Raw genomic sequence first — 21,351 nt, 5'->3', positions numbered from 1 at the left:
ATCGGGAATCGGATCAAGTTCTTGTCATCGCCAAATGACAAGAACTTGATTCGATAACTAAATAAGCCCGCGATTTACACGGACTTCATTCGGACAATGTTCTTGACAACCGACATTTCAAAAAAGTGCTTCAGGAACTGGATCATTGCGATCAGTTTTTATGAACACACATATTTGTTCTATCTCGCGTTCCGTTTCCTCTCGTTGCCCCTTTGCCCCCTTTGAACCTTTGACCGTTTTTTTCTCTATCTCGAAATCCCTTCTCTAACGAAATGGTCGGAATGCCGTGCGAAGCTCCTCAGAGAACAGCATCGGCACCTGCCAAGCGGCAAAATGTCCTCCCGTGGCGACACGGTTGTAATAGAACAGCTTCGGGTACGCTTCCTTGGCCCAACTTAGCGGAGCCTGATAGAGCTCGTCGGGAAAGACGCTGATGGCGACTGGGATGTTATTGACGCCTTTGACCGAGAAGAACGGGAGCTTGTTTTCCCAATAGAGACGTGCCGCAGAGACAGGCGTGTTCGTCAGCCAATAGAGTGTAACGTTATCGAGGAAATCATCTCGCGAAATACCCCCGGGGTGACCGAAGAAAGCTCCCGAAATGAGATCCAGGCTTTTTGCATCATGGTCAAGATTGAATGCCGCGAGACCCGCCGGCGAATCAGCCAGCCCAGTTAGCGTTTGCGGACGCCTCCCCATAATTGCGGAGTAACCGACATGCTGATAAAAGAAATCCATCTGCATCCAGGCGTTTTTCTGTTCTTGTGTTAAATCGGCTGGCATCGGCTCCCCGTTAATGATTGCCGTTTCGTAGGTGGGAGGCACCGTGCCGGGCATATTGCTGTGAATGGCGAACAACCCCGGAACCTGCTGCACACCCATCATGTCCGAGACTAATGCGCCCCAATCGCCCCCTTGTGCCACGTATTTCGTATAGCCTAGCCGGTTCATGAGCACTGCCCAGGCCCAGGCAATTCGTGGAATATCCCAACCGAGCTTGTTCGGCTTGCCGGAGAACGCGTAACCCGGCAGCGAAGGAATCACAACGTGGAACTCGTCCGAAGGCGAAGCTCCATACGCCGTCGGCCGGGTCAGCGGATCTATGACTTTTAGCAATTCGACAATCGAGCCCGACCATCCGTGCGTCAGAATCATTGGGATCGCTCCTTCATGACTCGATCGTACATGAATGAATTGAATATCCAAGCCGTCGATTTCCGTCACGAATTGTGGGATGGCGTTCAGTCGTGATTCGAATTTGCGCCAGTCGTATTCGGTTGCCCAATAGCGCGCGATGGTTTGAATCGTCTCAAGCGAAACGCCTTGCGACTGACCCGTCGCTGTTTCCTTGTCGGGCCATCTTGTCGCTGCGACTCGCCGGCGTAGGTCCATAAGCGCCGATTCCTGAGCAAACCCAGGTCTAAACGGTCGAACGGCGGTATTGTCTCTCATTGGCAATCTCCTTTTTCTTTCCAATGGTAGCCTTTCTCCCGATTTATATGATGGTCATACCCGAATTATTAGTGATAGGTGTTGACGTTCTAATAAACCCTATCCCCCTGTTTGCTCTCGACAGCGATTAGTAGCACTGCGGCAGCGATCCAATCTATCGTTTTTGTCTGCGGACTTGAATGGACTTTTATCATTCCGCCCCATCTACCTGTCTATCTTTAACACAGAGTGGTTTATGTGAATTGTTGTTGGCAGTGTGCTGGGCATCAACTTCATCGCCCCTGTTATTGTTGCGCGGTTTTTCTATAGATAAATGCTATCTTGTCCTGCAGCAGCGCAAACATTAATGCGCTCTAGCCTTATATTTGCCAGTGTGCTGCAGTTTAACCTTGACCTCCACTTTATCAAGAGAGTCGGCATCCAAATTGAAGTCGTTGCGCTGGTTGAGTTCATGCCATTTATTCGGATAGTTCCTGTAAAGCCGCTCGCCCAATTGCAGCACGTCTATTTTTTTGCTAAGTCCTATCTCATAGGTTTTTCTGAGCTGATCTTCAATCACATGCTCCGCAAGTTTCTGCATGTCTTGTGGTGAAATATCCTCCACCATTTCATCTACATAGGCATTTATTTTCAATTTAATCGTATAGTACACCTGTCCATTTCGAATAGTAGGCAGAATACGCGATTTCGGCTCAATCATAACTATTGCCGCAATAGGCTTCTTCGTATCCGGAATGTTGATCGGGGAACGCGACAGTTTTTCTTGAAGCCATCGGAAACCTTCCAGTTCTTTTTCGGACATCCATCCTAGGGATTGGCTACCCCTTAGATAAAACGCCCCATCGATTCTAAACATCGATCTTGGCTGTTTATCTTCGGTCCATTCTTCCCTGTCAAGAGCGATTGAAGGAAGCATGGCGTATTGCCCTGGTTCATTTATCTCTGAAATAATCTTGAAACCGTAATGCGGCGTAATATACGAACGCTGAGAATAGATTTGTGCCGGATTGTCCAATAAGGTATCTGTCGGAGATAGATTCAGAATCGACTTCTGCTGAAATAAATCGTTTAACGACTCTTTTGTTCCATACAAAAGAACGTTATAACGGATTTCCCGATAGCGGTTTATCATATCGTAAGCCTCTTTGACTCTTTTACCATTCTTTAAAAATCTTTCCGTGCACACAATTGATTTCACATGCCCCCAATACACTCTCAGTTGGGAAGTTGCATAAATCGCATTAAACGTTTCAGTGACCGTTTCCCCTTCTCCTTTCCCAATCCATATGGGGATATTCTTCCCTAGCTGTGATGAGTCCGCTTTGGACACATTGGCAAAATTGAGCACTTGTACATAGGTGATATATTTTCCATTTTCGTAATCCAATCCGATCGCTGTCACATAGGCCATGGTTTGAATATCTTTGGAATTCCAACAACCCGATTGGAGAATTAGAAAGGTTAGGACGATTAGAAAAAGACCGAGTTTCCTCATTCGGGATCTTTCCCTTTATGGTCTGAATCGATCGTGTGCAGCTCTTGCGGACGAAAACGCATTTTAGCCCATGGAAACCTTATAAAGCTCTTAAATAGGTCTTTGTAATTAGGCGGGGACAACGGGGATAAAAAAGGGATCCCGAACGATTTGATTTTGGACATGTGAATCACTAACAAAACCATACCCAAAATGAGCCCATACATCCCAATGACGGCTGAAGCTAGGAAAATAATCAACCGGATCACACTTACGACTGTGCCCAAGGTCTGATTAACAAGCGTAGCTCCCATGATTGCGGTAATCGCCCCAACCACCACTACCGAAGGGGAAACCAAACCTGCGCGTATGGAGGCATCACCAATGACTAACCCACCGATAACCGTTAATGTTTGTCCAATGGAGCTAGGCAATCGCACACCGGCCTCTCGAAAAACCTCTAGGAGGAACAGCAAAGTAAACATTTCCATCTGTGCTGATAAAGGCAAACCGATTCTTGCTACCGATATTGTCGCCATGAGCCGAAATGGAATTTGATCTTGGTGAAACGCAGTAAGAGCCACCCAGAAACCAGGCAAGAGAATCGAAATCCAGAAACTTAAAAAACGGATCAAGCGAGCAAAAGTCACGTATTGAAAACTGAAATGAATATCCTCCGGGGATTTCATAATCAATGAAAAGTTCCCTGGTGCAATTAAGATCAAAGGGTTGCCGTCCACAATAATAATAAATCGTCCGGCCAACAGGCAGTTGACTGCATAATCGGGCCTACCCGTGAAGTCCGTTATAGGAAATAGCGCAAATTTCTTATCGGTAAGTGCTTCTTCCACTTGACTGATACTATAAATGCCATCGACATCGACTTTATTTAAGCGAGAACGAGCTTCCTCTAAAATATTTGGAGCCAAAATGTCATTAATATACATAAGTCCGATCTTCGTTCTCGTTCTTCTTCCGAGAATGAACGTTTCACAGCATAAGGAATTGCTTCGAATTCGTTTGCGAATCAGGGCTATATTCGTCGAAAACTCTTCCACAAATCCATCTTTCGGCCCTTTGATAGAAATCTCGACACTCGATTCATCAGGTGTGCGCTGAGGACGGTTGCAAATGTTAAGCTTATACATCGCATCTGAAGCAACAAAAACAAGCAGAAGATCGCCTTGAAAGACACAATCTGTCATCTCTTGCTCAGTCGCTTCTCCATCAAATGAAATGAGAGGTAAAGAGCTAAGCACATATCCGTTTTGCAAATATTCGAAGCCATTTTCTCTATAAACTTTATTCAACTCCGGCAGGACGATTTTCCCCAGTTGAACGGCATCACATAAACCTTCTGCATAGATCATCATAATCGTGGATGACGGATCATCCTCACCAAATAAGTAAGTCTGTATTTGCACGTCAGAACAGTTTGCGAATAATTGCCGAAGCATCTGCTCTTTCGTTACATCGCCAGATTGAGTATTGCTAACGCTCATGTTGCTCACTCCTTGGTGGGTTTGGCCATCCATGCAATTACAGCTAAAACAATTGTTATGACTAGAGTGAAAATCAGAGTTACAGGAAAATAAATTTTGTACATCCATAAATAGAACGAATTTTGGTGCGTTACAATCATTGAAAACATGAAAATGCAAAGCGTTAAAACCAGAATGAACCAACGCCGCATTTCTGCCTTTTTATAAGGGATTATTTCCGCTAATAAAAAAAGAGAGAGACTAATTCGTATAGTTGCTCCAGCCAACCATTGATACACAGACAAGAAATCGACGTGCTCGATATACGAACCTATTTTGACAAGGCGCCATTGCTCATATGGGGATACCATCTGCTTGGCAGCTTCTTGAGGACCAAATTCCGTGATCGCTCCTACCAAAGGACCTAAAGTAATGTATACCAGAATTATACCGAGCAGCAGCACTTGCCAGACCCGCATTTTCGATTTAAAACGGTGTTGGAACAATAGCAGCAGCATGATCTCCACTAATGCTCCTCCCGTATAAACCATTCCGTTCAGAGCCGGCTGCCAACCATGTTCAAGAAAAGGCTTGAGAAGCGCGTAATCTTTCTCAGGCGTATTGGCAATGGAAACGAAGTATCCGAGGCAGACAACCGTAGGAAGAAGAATACCGGCTACTATCGTTATCGTGCGAATGCCATTATAGGCCGAGTAATAACAAACCGAAACTAACGCAATAATTAATATATATTGTGGAGTTGCAGGCAAATAGTTAGTGACGGTCCATATCTCCGTTTGGATAACCGTCATGCCACCAATCAAAAACAGCTCCACGCAAATCGGAGCTATGATGATCCAAGCAATAAGAGGGCTTGTTTGCTTGATCAACCATGTCCGCAGCTCCTGTTGACCTGATTTTCTCATTATATAAACAAGAAGTGCGCACCAAGGCAGGTAGAGAACTGCCGTCATTAGAACAGATATCCAAGCATCTCTACCCGATGTATCCAATACCAACGGATTTACAATAACATGACTAGTCAAACCATTGAACAGCATCATGACCATAATGATGGATACAATACCGATTTTCCCTTGTGTTCCGTCCATATTATTTTCCTCACAATGCTGCTATGAATTGACATTTATTATGAAAAGATTCTTTGTAATTTTATCCCTTTGTTGCATTTATTATTCACTTATATTTCCTTTCATTTCCTGATTCCGATCTCCGTTAAATTCACTGTTACATTCAATCTAACGTTCATCATTGGATATTCCTCTTTCCACGCTTCTTCGTTCCAATTTCGTGTTTTGCTTCTAACGAAATCCCCTAAACCGAGTGGATCAATCTCTTCCTTTCTAAATAGTTGTAGGAGATCCACACCAGTCGTACGAATATCTTTTTCGAAACTCTCTTTTATTCTCTGCTGCTCTTGTTTCGTTAACGCAATCCCCTTTGAGTCGATAACTTCCGTGTTTAAGCTCAGATTTATCGTCACTTTTGGACTTTTCGGTTCCTTACCGATGCTATAGTTCACTTTTGAACCGATGTTTTTAATTGCCATGTACGGTCCATTTTCAAGCTTTGTTTCAAGTGTGCCGTACCTTACATTTTCGAGTAAAAGCTTCATGACGCGCATTTGCTTTTCGCTCAGTGACAGGACGTATTTGTCATCCTTAAATAACGCCAATCCGGAAATCTGCACTTGACCATTAGGCTGCAAGGAAAGAAGCGGCAAAAAAGGGTCCATTCCTTTGCCCAAAAAAGCGTACTCAAAATCGTGAAGGTTCTGCCTCGGAACAAGTCCAGTGCGTACATTCGAGTCGAATAGATTATACAAATACATCCCTTTTTCTTCATTCGAGCTGAAATTTGCTTGCAATATTTCCTTTCCTTTGCCTTCAGCAACGGCTACATACATCCTTCGTGAAGCTATAGCGTCCCGCAAGATCACGTCTAATTTATCCGCTAACCCTCTTTCCGCCAATTCTTTTCCAATTAAGAGGACTGATATTTTTCCAGGTTTAATAGGACGGTTTAATTGCATATCCATTATTTCCAAAATGTTCTTACTTGTATGTCCGACCTTTGAATACAGAGCATTAGATACAGAGCGGGATTTATCGGCTTGAAACTTTATTGCCGCTATCGTAAATTCGATTTGATCATCGGGGGCTTCATCGAAAGCGCCGGTGAATGAAATCGTGATTTTGTCTATAACATCTTGCTTTACGCACCCAGTCAATAGCATACTCACGATGAGCACTACGAAGTATAAAAAACGAATCATACGGTTCTTCTCACTTTCATTCTGATAACGTCAACTAAAAATACAAATGGAATATAGGCATAGATGAGGTAAAATCCGATATCGTATAGTATTTTTTGAACGACTTCAATATGAGAATGATCTGGAATAAAGCATACCGCCACAAAAACGAGAATTAATAAGATCGGCAGTGCTCTTCTTTGTTTCACAGTAAACATGAGTTTACACACTCGGCTTGCAGCCCAAATACAGAAGCACAAAATAGGAACTACCCATAATAGCTGTGCTGCAGCGCCAATATAGTCAAATCGTTCTATAAAAGGGAATTGTATAAATTTATATTTGGTTAATTGCGACCAGATTTCTACAGATAATTGCTCCGGTTTAAATAATAACAAGGAAAAGAATATAACGAGTAGGTAAGATACTGTGGTGATGAAATTCGCGAAATGCGCCCATTTTTGAGATTTTTGAGGAGTTTTGATGAATGTGTAGCAAAAGAAGAGCATTTCCACACCTAAGAAGGGAAATGTCATCTCCTTACCTGCTTTGACGATTTCACTTAACGAGTGATCGAATAGAGGAATTAAATTGTTGAAATGAAAATAATCCGCTGGAAAAAACATGGCTAAGATGGTCACAATTCGCAATAAGCTAAACATACAAATGCCTACAATAACTCGAAACCCCCCTGCGACAATGTAATAGACAAGTAGGAGCATGACTAATGCCAATGACCATGTTTCGAGATCTTTAAATAGCCATACTTGTATTATTTCTATAAAAAAACGCAATTGAAAACTGGCAATTAGCAGGAAGTAAATGATAAAGATAAAGTTAAGACCTCCACCTGCCAATTTCCCGAAAAATTGTTGATGGATTTGAATTAGATCCGTCTCGTTTCGGTTAAGTATTCGATACATCATCCAAATAATGACGTGGAAACTGAGACCGCAGAGGATAATAGAAATCCAGGTATCTTGTCCAGCCAATTGAATTGGAATATTCGACATGGACAGATATTCGGGTCCGAACTGCATGCTATGAATCAAAACGAAAACCAGATAAGGTGATATGGTAAATCGTGGATGTTCAGTTGATTTCATCTTTTATATCACTCCCAGAGCTGTTTCAATCATCGATGTCTCTTTTTGCGTTTACATTTTTCTTATTAAATCTCGCAGGTTTGAGTGTACGGAGAAAGCTATATCTGTAATGAAATTTGGAATATGGTGGACGAATGACGGTATCATATAAATCGGAAGTGCGTAAAGGGTAGAAAGGAACCAGATATGGCATCCCGAGAGATGATAACCGCAACAGATGTGCAACCAAGGCAATTGTGCAAATAAAAATACCTAATAACCCCCATATTTGCGCTGCGATAATAAACGGAAACCGAAGAATTCGTATGGTAGCGCTCATGCGAAAAATAGGCGTTGTGAACGAGGCCAATGCCGATAGCGCCACGATAATTAATAGGAAATTGCTTGTTAGCGCAGCTTCGACTGCCGCCGTACCGAGAACAATACCTCCAACGATGCCGATGGTCTGTCCGATTTTCGTAGGCAATCTAGCACCAGCTTCCCTTAATAATTCAATAACAAGTTCCATAATGATGACTTCTACTATTGGTGGAAAAGGTACATTGATCCTCGAAGAAACGATCGTGGGCAAAAAGACGTTGGAAATGCTTTGTCCGTGATAAGTCATTACAGCAACATAAAATGATGAGGCAAAGACGGAAAACAGCACTGAGCACATGCGAATCAGCCGCAATAAGGAGGCAATAATCCATGGCAAATAATAATCTTCATAGGTAATGAAAAATTGCCACAGGTTCACCGGCGCAAAAAAAGCACTTGGGGATCCATCCTTCAATGCGCAAATTTGCCCAGAAGATACGGCCCAGGCTACGTAATCAGGCCTTTCGGTTCCGATCGACTGGGGAAAGATGGAGTTGGAATTATCTTCGATCATTTGTTGAAGCAAAGAGCTATCCGTAATTTGATCAAATTGCACATCCTGAATGCGCTGAATAAATGTTTGTAAATATTGTTTGTTCGTTAATCCTTCCAAGTAACAAATCGCAACTCTTGACTTACCTAAACTCCCCACCATGTACTCTTTTATACGTAAATCAGGACTGGGAACTCGTTTGCGAATCAAGTTCAAATTGATGTCCAATGATTCAACAAAGGCTTCTTTCGGCCCTTCCACGGTGAATTCAACTTCGGGATTGGTTACATTACGACCATTAGATGAAGCTGCGTTGACCAAAATACAAGGTATGCTTTGATGGCCATATTGAATGGCCACGTATCCCCGATATATTTTACTTTGAATGAGATCCCAATCGGACGATATTTCTTTCTCGGCTATGGGTATCAATGGGTACAAATCCTCGAAAGATCTGTTCGTTAAGTTACTCAAACAGCTCAGTATATGCTGCTGCAAGATTTCTGACTCTATGAGAGATTTAAAATAACCGATATACAAAGGAACCGAGTTCATTTGATGTTCGTAGCACACGAAATCTGCTGATTGACTTAGCTCCTTCCATAATGGAGGGATTGAATTCACTTCTAATCACTCTTTTCTCCGTATAATTTCTCACCTCATTGTGTCACACTAAGTGGAAAATTATACAAAATCAATGCAACTGAATCGACTCCGCTATAATGGCGCTAATCCGTTCTATCCCTCTTTCAATCTCATCCTCGTTCACGTTCGTAGCGTTTAGTTTCACTATATTTTCCCTCTCGAAATTGTTTAAATAATTCCGGTCCATTGACTCCAACAGAATTGAGCTTCTCTTTAATTTAGCAATTAGCTTCTCAGCAGAAATTGTTTCATGCAGCATGATATGCGTATGTATAAATGGATAATTAGAATGTTCGTAAGTGAAGGCGCCGCCGCTGCGGGCAGCTTCCTTCTTAAGTGCAGCATCGAGCAGCTTCGCCCGTGCAGCATATCTGCTCCGGATTTTGGCAAGATGGCGATCGAACATACCACTGCGTAAATAGATTTCAAGAGCGGCCTGCGACAACATGGAACTGTCGATATCGTCATGTTTCTTGTACAGCCTGAACGTTTCAGCGAGCTGAACAGGTATGACTGCAATGCCGATGCGTAGACCGGGGAAAATGATTTTGGAATAACTTTTCAAATAAATGACATGTGACGAATCGTCCTGCGCAAAAATGGGATCGGCCTTGCTGTCCTGTTCGAAGTCGGCGAGGTAATCATCTTCAACGATGTATACATCATATTTGGCAGCAAGCTTAGCAAGTCGCTTCTTCTCTTTGCTCGTATAAGAACAGCCCAAAGGGTTGTGAAACCGCGGCATAGTATAAAAAAACTTGATGTCCTCGGTTTGAAAAATTTTCTCCAGTCTGTCAAAATCAATTCCCGCATAGCTGCGCTCTATTCCGATCACCGGCATACGGCGCGTCTCCAAATTCTCGATAAACAGATGGTAGCTAGGCTGTTCGATCAGAATCTTCTGCTTCCCGTTAGGGAAAGGCATTGCGGCAAGGAGTGACAATGCCTGCTGAACTCCGGATACCACAAAGATGTTCCGCTCTTCCGTAAACACCTGATAACCCATTAACTGCTTACGTACGATTTCGATTAGAGATGACATGCCTTTGGCAGTACCATATACAAATAAATCCTTCTGGTAGGTGTCAATCGCTTTATTGATGCAATGTTGAAAATCTAGATACGGAAACACATTTGGATCAGGAGCAGCGGCTGAGAAATTCAAGATGGGAGACGCTTCGCTCTGAGCGGCATTCATCCCTTTGACCACATAATAGCCGCTCTTAGGCATCGCATAGATGAGATGGCGCCTCTCCAACTCATCCAATGCTTTAATGATCGTACTCTTGCTGCATTTATACTGCTCCGAGAGCATGCGAATAGATGGAAGTTTCTGTCCATCCTTATAGGGCTCCTTCCGTATCAATTCCTCCAGCTCATTCATTAGCTTCAAATATATGTACATCGGGCAAACTCCTTAGTTGCAATCTGTAACGGTACAGATTGCTGTTTTCTTTATTGTAGCATGATGACAGGGTGAGATACGATATACGTATCAAGTATAGATACTAGGAGGAACGTCATGACAACTGCTCAAATCGACACCAAAACAAAACGCTTCGCCTACTCAGCCATTGTTATTTATTCCACCATTGTAGGACTCTCTTTTCTGTTTGGAAAATTAGCTTTAACGGTTGCTTCTCCGCTGGATAGCCTTGCTCACCGTTTTACGATCTCTCTTCTCGCCGCCACCATTCCTGTTCTATTAGGATGGGTGAAGCTGCAAATACAACTGCGGGATGTGCTGGCTATTCTTCCACTTGCTGTCTTATATCCGTCGCTGTTCTTTGCTTTTCAAGCGTTTGGCTTACAGTTCACAACTTCTGCAGAAGCAGGCATTATTCACGCGACCGTGCCGATCTTCACGATGATTGCAGCAGCTTATTTCCTGAAGGAACGTGCAACAAGGTTGCAACAGCTTTCAACGTTACTTTCTGTTGCTGGTGTTATCTTCATCTTTGTCATGAAAGGCACGACAATTGATTTGACGAATATGAAAGGTACGCTGCTCATTCTTTTGTCAGCCCTTTCTTTAGCGGGTTACAGTGTGCTTGCAAGGAAGCTGACTTTGCGATTGAAGGTGTTCACCATGACCTATGTGATGACGATGATTGGTTTCCTTGTTTTCAACCTCATGGCGGTTAGTCAGCACTTGGCATCAGGAACGCTATCGCTTTATTTTGAGCCATTTGCAAGCCCTGTGTTCTTAGTGTCTATTCTCTATTTGGGCGTTCTCTCTTCGCTCGTTTCCAGCTTGCTCAGCAACTTCGCCTTATCCAAATTGGAGGCATCGAAGGTAAGTGTGTTCAATCATCTTGCTACCTTGGTTTCAATTGTTGGGGGATTCGTTTTCTTAAATGAACAGCTTGCTTACTACCATATTATCGGTGCAATTGTTATTATCGCGGGAGTGCTTTGTACGAATGCAGGGTCATGGCGAGGCAAACGAGTAAGCTCCACCCAGTCCTCGCGCACTAGTGATTTCCGTTAATCAGTCCGTAAAATTAAAAAAGACACCTTCTCGGTGTCTTTTTTAATTGTTCATTTTCCTATCACATCTTATATGCACTTGTATTTATATAAATAAACATTTATACTTTAATCAGACAGACAAGAGGTGATGATCCTGCACGATATTTATGCTATAATTGCCGAGCCTTCTCGGCGGCGAATCCTGGACTGTTTGCTGCGTTCGGATTCAACGGTCAAAGATTTAACCGAAGAGTTGGGTTTATCTCAGCCGCTTATTTCCAGCCACTTACGATTATTGCGTGAGTGCGGCCTCGTACGTGTCCAAGCAGATGCGCAGCGGCGTATTTATTCTTTGGATGCAAGTCCTCTAGCCGGTGTGGATGATTGGTTAAGTACGTATCGCGCCAAATGGAATCAACACGTCGATAAGCTGGAAGAACATCTTGATCGGCAAAAACGGATTAAAAAGGAGAACCTGCAATGAAACCACTCGACGAAGAAGTTATGCCCATCCTTAACCATTCGGATGAAGAATGGGTGTTAATTCTTGAACGAACGCTTAAGCATCCGATTGAAGATGTGTGGGCTGCTCTGACGGAATCGGATCAACTACCCGCTTGGGGCCCTTTTGCCACAGATCGAGATCTTGTATCGACTGGACCGGTCGCACTCTCCCATGTGAACCATGCTGAGGAAAACGTCAAACGGCAAGGCGAAGTGCTTACGGTGGAAGCCCCTCACCTGCTTATTTTCAAGTGGGGCAATGACATTTTACGTTGGGAATTGAGTGTGAGTGATAACAACACCATTCTTATTCTCCGTCATCGCTTCACAGATTATCAAATGGCACCTTCCCTTGCAGCGGGTTGGACTTTATGTTTAAAAGGCCTAACCGGTATACTCGAGGGCAAACAGATGCCATCAATGGCTGGAAGCAACGCTGTTCTTTATGGATGGCAAGAGCTGCATGACGAGTACAAAAAATTGTTTGAAAGCGAGGGTGACCGATGAACAATGTAACAAAAATGATCATTGCCAAACCGGCTAATGAAGTATTCGAAGCATTCGTCGATCCTGAGAAGATCGGAAACTTTTGGTTCTCTTCCAGTTCTGAGAGATGGGAATCCGGCAAAACAATCAAGCTGCGCTATGATGAATATAATGCGGATGGCGAGATTAGAGTTAAAGAAATCGTGCAAGACGAGAAAATTGCCTTCGAATGGGATTACGGCCATGTACATCTCGTCACCATAACCTTCACGCCAAAGGATGAAATGAACACAATTGTCGAAGTGAACGAGGACGGTTTTGCAGATGACAAGGAGTCAATTCCGTTACTTGTAGGCAACAAAGAAGGTTGGGTATATACCTTGACATGCCTTAAGGGTTATCTGGAACACGGCATCTCGACCTTACGTGCAGCGTTAGTTCATTAGCCGATTCAAATTTAAAAAGGAAAGCACGCGGCACATGTCTGGATGCCTCCTGCTTTCCTTTTTCTTTTCACTTTTTGAAATTCTCTTCATATTTCTTCTGGGCTTCGGCCATTACCTTGGAACCGCCGGCTTTTTTCCATTCTTCCACATACTTATCGAAATCGCTTGCAGGACGCTGTCCGGTAATGATATCGATATAAGTTTTCAGCGTCAATTGGTCAAGCGCATCGATGTTTTCGTTATACGCTGGAATCGCAATCGGCTGCATGATATCGTATTTTCCTTTGCCAATATGTTCGGAAGCCTTGCGTAAAGACATCAACTCATTAAGGGTCATATACGGAGTTTGGAAGTCATAATCGTTAAATGATTTGCCTAGGAACGTATACTGCTGACCAATACCGAACTTGATCTGCTCTTCTTCTTTATCGTAAGGAGGGAGATAACTGTAATCTCCTTTCTCTCCCTTCTTATAGGTTTTTCCTTTTTCCCCATACACTATATTCTCAAAAGTCTCCGCATCAAAAGCCGTCGCATCTGCAACCTGCAAATATTTGGCCATTTTCTCCTTGTCATTTTCCATATGCTTGCCGAATTGGCCGCCTGAACTTGCGATTGGGTTTAACTGGACGGTGCCCTGTTGTCCGTCAGGACCTTTGGGGCCAGCGGTTAACACCCAATTGGCATTCGGTACATTGACACGAAGTTTATCGTAATATTTTCCATCAAAAAAAGCGGCTTTCGTAATAAATTGGTACCAGGAAGCGGTTACAATTCCGGCTTTGCTGGAGATGATCTTATCGTCCACATTCTGTCCTTTGTTTAGCACAAATTCTGGATCGAGCAGCTCTTCCTTGTACCATTTATTAAGCAGCGTAAGCGCTTGTTTCGCTCCCGGCTCAATCTCTCCCCGAACGATTTTTCCGTCCTTATCGGTAAATGTACCTGGATATACACCGAAAGCACCGAATACCGGGCTGAAGATATCTTTCACGCCTACAGCTTGTCCCGTCCAACCGTAGGTATCTTTTTTGCCGTTTTTATCAGGATCATTATTGCGGAATTTGCGCAAAGCATCTTCAAACTCTTCCAACGTTTCAGGGTTTTTCGTGATACCCACTTGATCTAGCCAATCCTTACGCAAACCAACGACCGTACGATCCGGCCCCAACGTCTGGATGATCGGCATGGAATAATTTTTACCGTCTCTCTTATATAACTTCAACGGATCATCACCTAGATGCTTCTTCAACCAAGCCCAATAATGCGGGGCATTCTTCTCAATCATCTCCTGCGGAATTTCGGCAACAGCTCCCTGATTCACCAGTTTCTCATATTCAGGAAAACCTAGATCCACCCAAACATCCGGGATTTCTCCAGAAGCCACTTTCAGCAGAAGCTCGTCTTTATAGTTGTCTTTCGAACGTGGGAGTTGTTCAATATCAACATTGAACTTGTTCTCGACATACTTAATCGCATAAGAATCTTTGACAGTTTTATCGAAATTCTGATTCAGATAGCTTAACTTCATTTTTTTCTGGACCTGTGGTGCAGCGGTTTGCTCCCCTTTTACATCATTTCCCGTTGAACAACCAGCCAGTACGACCCCAAACAAGGCGAAGCTTAATGTCACTGGAATAACCTTTTTCAATCCGATCACCCTTTCTATCCTCATTGTTTATCCTTTCACGGCACCGATCATGATCCCTTTTACAAAATACTTTTGCACGAAAGGGTAAATCACTAACATAGGAATGACAGAAAACATAATGACGGTAGCTTGCAACTGACGAGTAGAGAACATATCCTTCTGATCAAATTGATAGAGCATTGCGTTTAATTGATCCATATTGTTATCCACGATGATTTTTCTGAGGACGACCTGCAGCACCTGCTTCTTCGGGTCGGTTATGTAAATTAAAGCGTCAAACCAAGCATTCCAATGCTGAACCGCGATCCACAAAGCAACAGTAGCCAGAACCGGTTTGGATAAAGGCACAATGATTTTACGAAAAATAAAGAAGTATCCCGCTCCGTCCACACGCGCAGACTCTTCCAAGCTGTCCGGAATCGATCGGAAGAAATTCCTCATAATTAACGCATTGAACGCACTAATCATACTCGGCAACACAAGAGCCCAGATGGAGTTATAAATGCCAAGCTTTTTAATTAGCAGATAATTGGGAATTAAACCTCCACTGAACAGCATGGTGAATAGTACGAGCGATGTGACGGTTCGGTTAAAAGGCAAATCCTTTTTGGATAATGGATAAGCGAACAACGCGGTAAAGGTTAGACTTAGACTTACGGCCAGAACTGTACGCAGAATCGTGTTGCCATAACCGTTCCAGATCGCTTTGTATTGAAAAATAACGTGGTAGCTTTCAAAGGAAAGCTTGCTCGGAAAAAGCAGCATCCCTGTCGTATATAGAGTGTTTTCGGAACTGATCGACGTCACCACTTGATTCCAAAAAGGATACAAGGTGATTATCGTAATCACAATCATAACCAGGTAGAGCGAGAATTCGCCGATTGTCTCTGCGGTTGTTTTTTTCGTATTATTCATAGGCAGTTTTCCTCCATCCCCTTAATCCTTACAGCCTTACCAAAGGGTATGGTCCTTTCCTCCCATCATGTGAACGGCTTTATTGACAAGCACGATTAGCACAAGGGCCACGACGGATTTAAAGAGCCCAACCGCTGTCGCATAGCTATAGTTCGTTTCCAGTAAACCCTTTCTATATACGAAAGTATCGAGAATGTCTGAAACTCCGTACACTTTGGGGTTATACATATTGAAAATTTGGTCAAAGCCGGCATCAAGCACATGAGCCATACGAAGGATAAGCATAATGGAGATAACGGGTAACAGCATAGGAAGCGTAATGTAAATGATTCTTTTGAAACGGCTGGCACCATCCATAATGGCTGCTTCCTGAAGCTGTGGGTCGATCCCGGCTATCGCTGCAAAATAAACAATGGAACCCCAACCGAATCCTTGGTAAATGTCCGTTAGGACCAGGATAGTACGGAAGTAACGATCGTCTGCCATGAATAAAACCGGATCGCCACCGAATAGTTTGACAATCGCATTGACAGGACCGTTCAGCGAGAAGATGCTAATGAATATCCCTGCCAAAATGACCCAAGACATGAAATGAGGTAAATAGGAAATCGTCTGAACGAGTTTTTTAAACCGTTCTCTCGTGATTTCACTTAATAAGAGGGCGAAAATAATCGGAATTGGGAAAGCAAATACGATTTTATACAAACTGATGATCAGGGTATTATTGAGGACGCGATAAAAATTCGGATCTGCAAAAACTTTTTCAAAATGATCAAACCCCACCCATGGGCTCGCCATAATGCCCTGCATAATTTTGAAGTTTTTAAAAGCCAGCACAACGCCATAGATCGGGATGTAGTGGAAAATAAGAAAATATAGCAAACCTGGAAGCAGCATAAAGTAAAGAACGCGATAGCTTTTCAATTTTCGTCTGAATTCGCTTTTCGCTCTGGAAACGGTTTCAACTCTTGGGTTTGCCGCAATGGATTCCTGCAAAAAACCCTCTCCTTTCCCATCAATTTGAAATGAATGCGCATTCACTTGTTATTTAATATAGCACAGCGATGATTTCATTGATTTATCTCATTTTTTAGAAAATTATTGATTTATTGTGATTTCGTGTTTTTATATTTCGGAATCGTCATGATCATCGTCGTTCCTTGCCCAATTTCACTGATCACTTCAATGCCGTATTCTTTCCCGAACACGAGTTTAATGCGCTCGTTCACATTTTTTAATCCATATCCCTTGGACTGTTTAATCAGAATCTCACCAAGTCGTTGTTTATCAATACCAGGCCCGTTGTCCGTTACATGAATGTCAATCGTGTCCTGGTTAGCAAGAGCCTTAATTATCAGCTTGCCTCCGCCTTCTTCCTTTTGGTCGATCCCATGCACGATTGCATTCTCGACAAGCGGCTGAATGGATAGATTCACCGTATCGTACTGATAGACATCTTCTTCAATTTGGTAGCTGACTTCGAAGCTGTAATCGTGCATCACTAGCTGAATTTCCACAAACGACTGAGTGTTCTGCAGTTCATCCTTCACAGAGGTCATACTTTCACCACGGTTTAAAGCAGTCCGATAGAAGCGGGATAACATCGTGACAACATGGCTTATATCCGTAGCCCCGATCTTCAATGATTTCCAGTTAATGACGGACAACGTGTTATATAAAAAATGGGGATTTATTTGGGCCTGAAGGGCTTTAAACTCCGCTTCTTTCTGAATAAGTTTGTTCTGGTAAACTTCTGTCACCAGCTCATTGATCCGGCGCAGCATGATACCGAAACGATTCGTTAATTCCCCTATTTCATCCCGGCTGTCGCTTCGAATATCCATTTGCAAATTTCCGAATTGCACTTGCTTCATCCATTTATTTAAGTGATAAATACGCTTGATCATGGTATGAGAAAATATGGATATAAGGGCAACCAATATGATCATACACGTCATAATGAGTGCAATCGTTGCTTTGACAATGCTGGTCGCATCCATGGCTATGTCCTGTTCCGGTATGTAATAATGAAGCGTCCAATTGGCTTGGCGAAGAGGCTCCTGAATCAGGATATAACGAAGGCCATCGATTTCTACCATATCCTTGGCGTTTACTGGAACCTTCAGCATTTGTTGTTGGATCTCCACAGCTTCATCGTTGTTGGAATAGACAATATGATTATTTATGTCAGAGATAAATAGTCCATCGTGTGCGGACTGTGCCGTTGTCATCGTAGTAAGCGAATCAAAAAAGCGCTCCTTATTCAGCTTCATATACAGGATTCCGGTCATCTGATTGTACAGAATCGTTGGGAACGGTCTGAATACGGCCAGTTCAGATCCTTCAAGATACCAACCTGTTTTCTTTTGTTCGGCTATGTCCTTATACCACGGACTTACCTCCTTAATCCGGTCCAACGAAAGAATAAACTCACCATATTCGGGCATTTTGCCAGATGTATAGACGGTGAGCTGCAGGATGTCCGTATTCAAATTTCTGATCATGCTAAAATAGGGGCTCACATAGTTTCTTAGATCCTCGGAAAGAGTTGTAAGGCTTGTATAGTTCGTAGCAAAAATACGCTGCAGACCTGTATTCATGACGACGGAATCCACTGTCCGCTCAACCTGTTCCGTCTTATCGTTCATCCCTCTAGCTAACGTACCAACCGTATTCTGCAAGCCTTGGATCGCTTGTTTCTGGAGAAATAGCTTGGATTGATTGTACGAATAAGCGCCTAGCAGTGCTAGAGGAATTAAGCTAACAACCAGGTACGACAGGATCAGCTTTTGTTTGAAGCGCATATTCTTAAACACGTCCAGCCAGTGACTCATGCGGAGTCCCCTTCCCGGTACTTGGCCGGAGTTTTCCCGTAATAATTTTTGAATATGGAACAGAAATAAGCGAAGTTTGTATAGCCTACCTCCTGCGAGATATCGGAAATTTTCTTAGTGGTACTCCGAAGCAATTCACCCGCTTTGTCCAACCTGTAGCAGGTTATATATTTCACAAGACTGGCACCGGTTTCTTTCTTGAACAGGTGGCTTAAATAACTCGGGGATAAATAAGCCTTCTCCGCCAAAGAATCCAAGCCGATATCCTGCCCATAATCGCGGTGAATGAGCTTTAGCACCTCTCCGATCACCTTTCTGGGGGACTCCGTAGACGTTTTCTCCCGCTTTTCAATCAGTTCGATCATCAAATCTTTCAGTTGGACCAGGTTTTGTGTCGTATAGATTTGCTCGACAAACCTTTGAAAGCAAGCATGGTGTTCACGTTTATACGTTTGGACATATTTCTTTGCAATTTCCGTGCAAATGTATTTCACATAAATGGTGGAAAGTCTATTGCTATTTCGAAGAGACTCGAACATTCGTTCGATTCCAGTTCGAATCAAATGAGATTCGCCATAGTTGATGTAAGTTGAGATCTTTTCGAGTAAACCGTCAATATCCGCAGGTTCCTCCTGCCGTGGAGCGCAGGTTTGTTCGGTAAACATCATGGCTGTTGCAGGCAGGAAAAACTTGTGTTCCAACACTTTTTCCATCTCCTGAAATTCGGCTGAAAGCAACTGGAAGCCGTTAAGTACTTTACTGAAGATAAGCACATGATCAGCAGAATACTTTGCAAGCAGGAACTCTTGCAGTTGTTGGCCATTCGGCTCTAAGCTCGTGTTATTATCCCAACTATCTTCAATATGTAAGAACAGCAAACTCTGATATTCATTCAGATTTACATACAAACATTCCCAAGGAAGCTTTGATTTCACTTCGGATTCGAATCCATGATCAACTGAATCAAAAAACTTCCTTTGCATATCCAATAGAACCATACGATATCTTGTATTTTCATCTAGCCAATCGAATACACTCTCACCCGCTATCCCATTGCGCGTAGACGCGCTACCTTGCAATAAGTTAAGCAGCGTTTGCTCCTGTACGTAACGGCTTCCTATTTCGTACACCTGCTGAAGCTTAAGCGTTCTTTCCCTTTGCTCCCGATCTTCATCGCATAAGTGGACAACCTGCGTCACAACCTCTAGAAACTCAGATACCTCAACGGGCTTGAGCAAATAGTGAACAACATGAATTTGAATAGCTTGTTTGGCATACTCGAAATCCCCGAATGCGCTTACAATAATAACTTTAAGTTTGGGATTTAGTTTCTTGGCCTTAGTTGCAAGCGCCAGACCATCCATAAAAGGCATGCGGATATCTGTGAACAGGATGTCCACTTCGTTGGCTTGCAAGTACTCCCATGCTTTGACACCATTTTCCGCTTCTGCAGTTTGTAAAGACAGTCCTAACGTTTCTATTAAAAACTTAATGCCTTCGCGTTCAATTTTTTCGTCGTCAACAACCAATGCTTTGTACATCCAACCACCATCCGCATCCAGATTTACCCATTAACGGTTACTTAGATGATACATGGATTGAGACATACACGCCATGTGATAACTTTTATGCGTTTGTGTTTTTTTATGATTCATAACATACGAAACAGGCTGCCGCGTGTAACTCTGCGCCAACCTACTTGCTCCATGATCCATGATCCGAGAGAATACTTATTCCTTGATCGTGTTCTGGATAATCGTATTGTTTTCTCCTTGATCTTTAATGTTATGTGGGTTATTGCGCTTAAATTGATTTTCGAATACAAAATTTGCAGTTTGTGGATGGTGTATAAAAACGCCGTTATCTTCATTTTTTTCAATCTTATTATTCTGAATATCATTAAAATCAGATGAAACTTGAATTCCGCTTTGCTTATTATCTTTGATCTCATTGAACCCGGCAAAGTTATAATTCAAAGCGATGAATAAGCCGTTTTCGCGATTCCCTTTTATTTTACTATCCAAGACCATTGTATTCATGCTCTGCGCGTTCACCCCGTTATTCCCATTGTCAGTTATCTTATTATCATAAATAAGGTTGTTATCTACCCGATTCACCAGAATCCCGTCGCCTTTATTATGGGAGATCTGATTACCAATAATCGCATTATGACTACCATCAAGGACCTCGATGCCTTGGGCTGAATTGTGTTTCAGCTTATTTTTAATCACCCAGTTGCCTGTGACCGTTTGAAGATAAATCCCCGATCCTGATTCTGCGATTCCAATTCGCTCGACTACATTCTTCATGAATAGATTGCCCACGGAATTATTCACAAAAATACCAATCGGATCAACGCCACCAGTTATATGGTAAATTTTATTACTAAGAATATGGTTCGATTTTGCGTTAATAAGCTGAATGCCGCGTGAAAGATAGTTTTTAATTTTAAAACCGTAGATTTCGACACCGGCTACTCCATTTAACTCAAATGCTTCAAGCTCCATGCACCTTCCATCTAAAATCGCAGCATGTTTATGCTTCGATATGATGCGAATGTTGTTTTTAACACTTGATACCTGTACACTTTCATGGTACACGCCTCTATGTACCAATATGACGTCACCTTCATTCGACATCGTAACCGCATCTTGAATGGCCGTCGGACTGTTGGGAAATACCTCAATGAGCGCCATTCTATCACCTCAATCGATAAGAATTCACTATCTGTTCTATAGTAAATTCAAAACGATGTTG

At 42.8% G+C, this 21,351-nt stretch carries 18 protein-coding genes; 4 read left to right on the top strand and 14 right to left on the bottom strand.

The features are described 5' to 3' along the window. Positions 1-264 precede the first annotated feature (264 nt). The 8 genes from RQP52_RS06930 to RQP52_RS06895 all read right to left on the bottom strand — a co-directional run bounded on the left by RQP52_RS06930 (position 265) and on the right by RQP52_RS06895 (position 10,691). Positions 265-1,452 (bottom strand): epoxide hydrolase family protein, encoded by a 1,188-nt coding sequence (locus RQP52_RS06930; protein ID WP_315950310.1) that lies wholly within the window; start codon positions 1,450-1,452, stop codon positions 265-267. Between the two features lie 343 nt (positions 1,453-1,795). Further along, entirely contained in the window at positions 1,796-2,947 is a 1,152-nt protein-coding gene (locus RQP52_RS06925) for a Ger(x)C family spore germination protein (RefSeq protein WP_315950309.1), read from the bottom strand. Continuing rightward, on the bottom strand, positions 2,944-4,428 hold the full coding sequence (locus tag RQP52_RS06920) for a spore germination protein (RefSeq protein ID WP_315950306.1): 1,485 nt from the start codon (positions 4,426-4,428) through the stop codon (positions 2,944-2,946). The genes RQP52_RS06925 and RQP52_RS06920 overlap by 4 nt, the downstream gene beginning before the upstream one ends. A 5-nt stretch (positions 4,429-4,433) precedes the next feature. After that, positions 4,434-5,519, bottom strand: coding sequence for a GerAB/ArcD/ProY family transporter (locus RQP52_RS06915; protein WP_315950304.1), 1,086 nt, complete (start codon positions 5,517-5,519; stop codon positions 4,434-4,436). Between the two features lie 101 nt (positions 5,520-5,620). Beyond that, positions 5,621-6,703 carry a Ger(x)C family spore germination protein gene (locus RQP52_RS06910; protein WP_315950302.1) on the bottom strand — a complete coding sequence of 361 codons (1,083 nt, stop codon included), beginning with the start codon at positions 6,701-6,703 and terminating at the stop codon, positions 5,621-5,623. Beyond that, complete coding sequence (locus RQP52_RS06905; RefSeq protein ID WP_315950301.1) at positions 6,700-7,788, bottom strand: GerAB/ArcD/ProY family transporter; 1,089 nt, start codon at positions 7,786-7,788, stop codon at positions 6,700-6,702. The genes RQP52_RS06910 and RQP52_RS06905 overlap by 4 nt, the downstream gene beginning before the upstream one ends. Positions 7,789-7,813: 25 nt before the next feature. Next, the gene (locus RQP52_RS06900; protein ID WP_315950299.1) at positions 7,814-9,265 is read right to left on the bottom strand and encodes a spore germination protein; all 1,452 of its coding nucleotides are present in this window, start codon (positions 9,263-9,265) and stop codon (positions 7,814-7,816) included. A gap of 70 nt (positions 9,266-9,335) precedes the next feature. Further along, on the bottom strand, positions 9,336-10,691 hold the full coding sequence (locus tag RQP52_RS06895; RefSeq protein ID WP_315950297.1) for an aminotransferase-like domain-containing protein: 1,356 nt from the start codon (positions 10,689-10,691) through the stop codon (positions 9,336-9,338). A gap of 117 nt (positions 10,692-10,808) precedes the next feature. Between RQP52_RS06895 and RQP52_RS06890 the strand changes: the two genes are divergently transcribed. The 4 genes from RQP52_RS06890 (at position 10,809) to RQP52_RS06875 (ending at position 13,194) form a co-directional block, all read left to right on the top strand. Further along, positions 10,809-11,777 (top strand): DMT family transporter, encoded by a 969-nt coding sequence (locus RQP52_RS06890; protein WP_315950296.1) that lies wholly within the window; start codon positions 10,809-10,811, stop codon positions 11,775-11,777. Positions 11,778-11,906: 129 nt separating this feature from the next. Beyond that, positions 11,907-12,242, top strand: a complete 336-nt coding sequence (locus RQP52_RS06885) for an ArsR/SmtB family transcription factor (RefSeq protein ID WP_315950294.1) — start codon at positions 11,907-11,909, stop codon at positions 12,240-12,242. Next, complete coding sequence (locus RQP52_RS06880; protein WP_315950292.1) at positions 12,239-12,769, top strand: SRPBCC family protein; 531 nt, start codon at positions 12,239-12,241, stop codon at positions 12,767-12,769. The genes RQP52_RS06885 and RQP52_RS06880 overlap by 4 nt, the downstream gene beginning before the upstream one ends. Then, positions 12,766-13,194, top strand: coding sequence for an SRPBCC family protein (locus RQP52_RS06875; protein ID WP_315950291.1), 429 nt, complete (start codon positions 12,766-12,768; stop codon positions 13,192-13,194). The genes RQP52_RS06880 and RQP52_RS06875 overlap by 4 nt, the downstream gene beginning before the upstream one ends. A 67-nt stretch (positions 13,195-13,261) precedes the next feature. Here RQP52_RS06875 and RQP52_RS06870 read toward each other — a convergent pair whose 3' ends face one another. The 6 genes from RQP52_RS06870 to RQP52_RS06845 form a co-directional block, all read right to left on the bottom strand. Continuing rightward, positions 13,262-14,854: a type 2 periplasmic-binding domain-containing protein gene (locus RQP52_RS06870; protein WP_315950289.1), complete on the bottom strand. Its 1,593-nt coding sequence runs from the start codon at positions 14,852-14,854 to the stop codon at positions 13,262-13,264. Between the two features lie 18 nt (positions 14,855-14,872). Continuing rightward, positions 14,873-15,760, bottom strand: coding sequence for a carbohydrate ABC transporter permease (locus RQP52_RS06865; protein WP_315950288.1), 888 nt, complete (start codon positions 15,758-15,760; stop codon positions 14,873-14,875). 36 nt (positions 15,761-15,796) lie between these two features. Beyond that, entirely contained in the window at positions 15,797-16,756 is a 960-nt protein-coding gene (locus tag RQP52_RS06860; RefSeq protein WP_315950286.1) for an ABC transporter permease, read from the bottom strand. Between the two features lie 110 nt (positions 16,757-16,866). Further along, entirely contained in the window at positions 16,867-18,594 is a 1,728-nt protein-coding gene (locus tag RQP52_RS06855) for a sensor histidine kinase (protein ID WP_315950285.1), read from the bottom strand. Next, on the bottom strand, positions 18,591-20,135 hold the full coding sequence (locus tag RQP52_RS06850) for a response regulator (RefSeq protein ID WP_315950284.1): 1,545 nt from the start codon (positions 20,133-20,135) through the stop codon (positions 18,591-18,593). Before RQP52_RS06850 ends, RQP52_RS06855 begins: the two co-directional genes overlap by 4 nt. Positions 20,136-20,324: 189 nt before the next feature. Continuing rightward, positions 20,325-21,290, bottom strand: coding sequence for a right-handed parallel beta-helix repeat-containing protein (locus RQP52_RS06845; RefSeq protein WP_315950283.1), 966 nt, complete (start codon positions 21,288-21,290; stop codon positions 20,325-20,327). Between the last annotated feature and the right edge of the window lie 61 nt (positions 21,291-21,351).

Source organism: Paenibacillus violae (genome assembly GCF_032461945.1).
In the GTDB taxonomy this organism is placed as follows: Bacteria; Bacillota; Bacilli; order Paenibacillales; family NBRC-103111; genus Paenibacillus_E; species Paenibacillus_E violae.
Note: the sequence above shows the minus strand (reverse complement) of the source record. Positions and strands in the feature narration are given on the sequence as shown.

What these genes read in the sequence shown, in the direction of transcription:
- RQP52_RS06930 (WP_315950310.1), bottom strand. Translation starts at nt 1,452, where the DNA reads ATGAGAGACAATACCGCCGTTCGACCGTTTAGACCTGGGTTTGCTCAG.
- RQP52_RS06925 (WP_315950309.1), bottom strand. Translation starts at nt 2,947, where the DNA reads ATGAGGAAACTCGGTCTTTTTCTAATCGTCCTAACCTTTCTAATTCTC.
- RQP52_RS06920 (WP_315950306.1), bottom strand. Translation starts at nt 4,428, where the DNA reads ATGAGCGTTAGCAATACTCAATCTGGCGATGTAACGAAAGAGCAGATG.
- RQP52_RS06915 (WP_315950304.1), bottom strand. Translation starts at nt 5,519, where the DNA reads ATGGACGGAACACAAGGGAAAATCGGTATTGTATCCATCATTATGGTC.
- RQP52_RS06910 (WP_315950302.1), bottom strand. Translation starts at nt 6,703, where the DNA reads ATGATTCGTTTTTTATACTTCGTAGTGCTCATCGTGAGTATGCTATTG.
- RQP52_RS06905 (WP_315950301.1), bottom strand. Translation starts at nt 7,788, where the DNA reads ATGAAATCAACTGAACATCCACGATTTACCATATCACCTTATCTGGTT.
- RQP52_RS06895 (WP_315950297.1), bottom strand. Translation starts at nt 10,691, where the DNA reads ATGTACATATATTTGAAGCTAATGAATGAGCTGGAGGAATTGATACGG.
- RQP52_RS06890 (WP_315950296.1), top strand. Translation starts at nt 10,809, where the DNA reads ATGACAACTGCTCAAATCGACACCAAAACAAAACGCTTCGCCTACTCA.
- RQP52_RS06885 (WP_315950294.1), top strand. Translation starts at nt 11,907, where the DNA reads ATGATCCTGCACGATATTTATGCTATAATTGCCGAGCCTTCTCGGCGG.
- RQP52_RS06880 (WP_315950292.1), top strand. Translation starts at nt 12,239, where the DNA reads ATGAAACCACTCGACGAAGAAGTTATGCCCATCCTTAACCATTCGGAT.
- RQP52_RS06875 (WP_315950291.1), top strand. Translation starts at nt 12,766, where the DNA reads ATGAACAATGTAACAAAAATGATCATTGCCAAACCGGCTAATGAAGTA.
- RQP52_RS06865 (WP_315950288.1), bottom strand. Translation starts at nt 15,760, where the DNA reads ATGAATAATACGAAAAAAACAACCGCAGAGACAATCGGCGAATTCTCG.
- RQP52_RS06855 (WP_315950285.1), bottom strand. Translation starts at nt 18,594, where the DNA reads ATGAGTCACTGGCTGGACGTGTTTAAGAATATGCGCTTCAAACAAAAG.
- RQP52_RS06850 (WP_315950284.1), bottom strand. Translation starts at nt 20,135, where the DNA reads ATGTACAAAGCATTGGTTGTTGACGACGAAAAAATTGAACGCGAAGGC.
- RQP52_RS06845 (WP_315950283.1), bottom strand. Translation starts at nt 21,290, where the DNA reads ATGGCGCTCATTGAGGTATTTCCCAACAGTCCGACGGCCATTCAAGAT.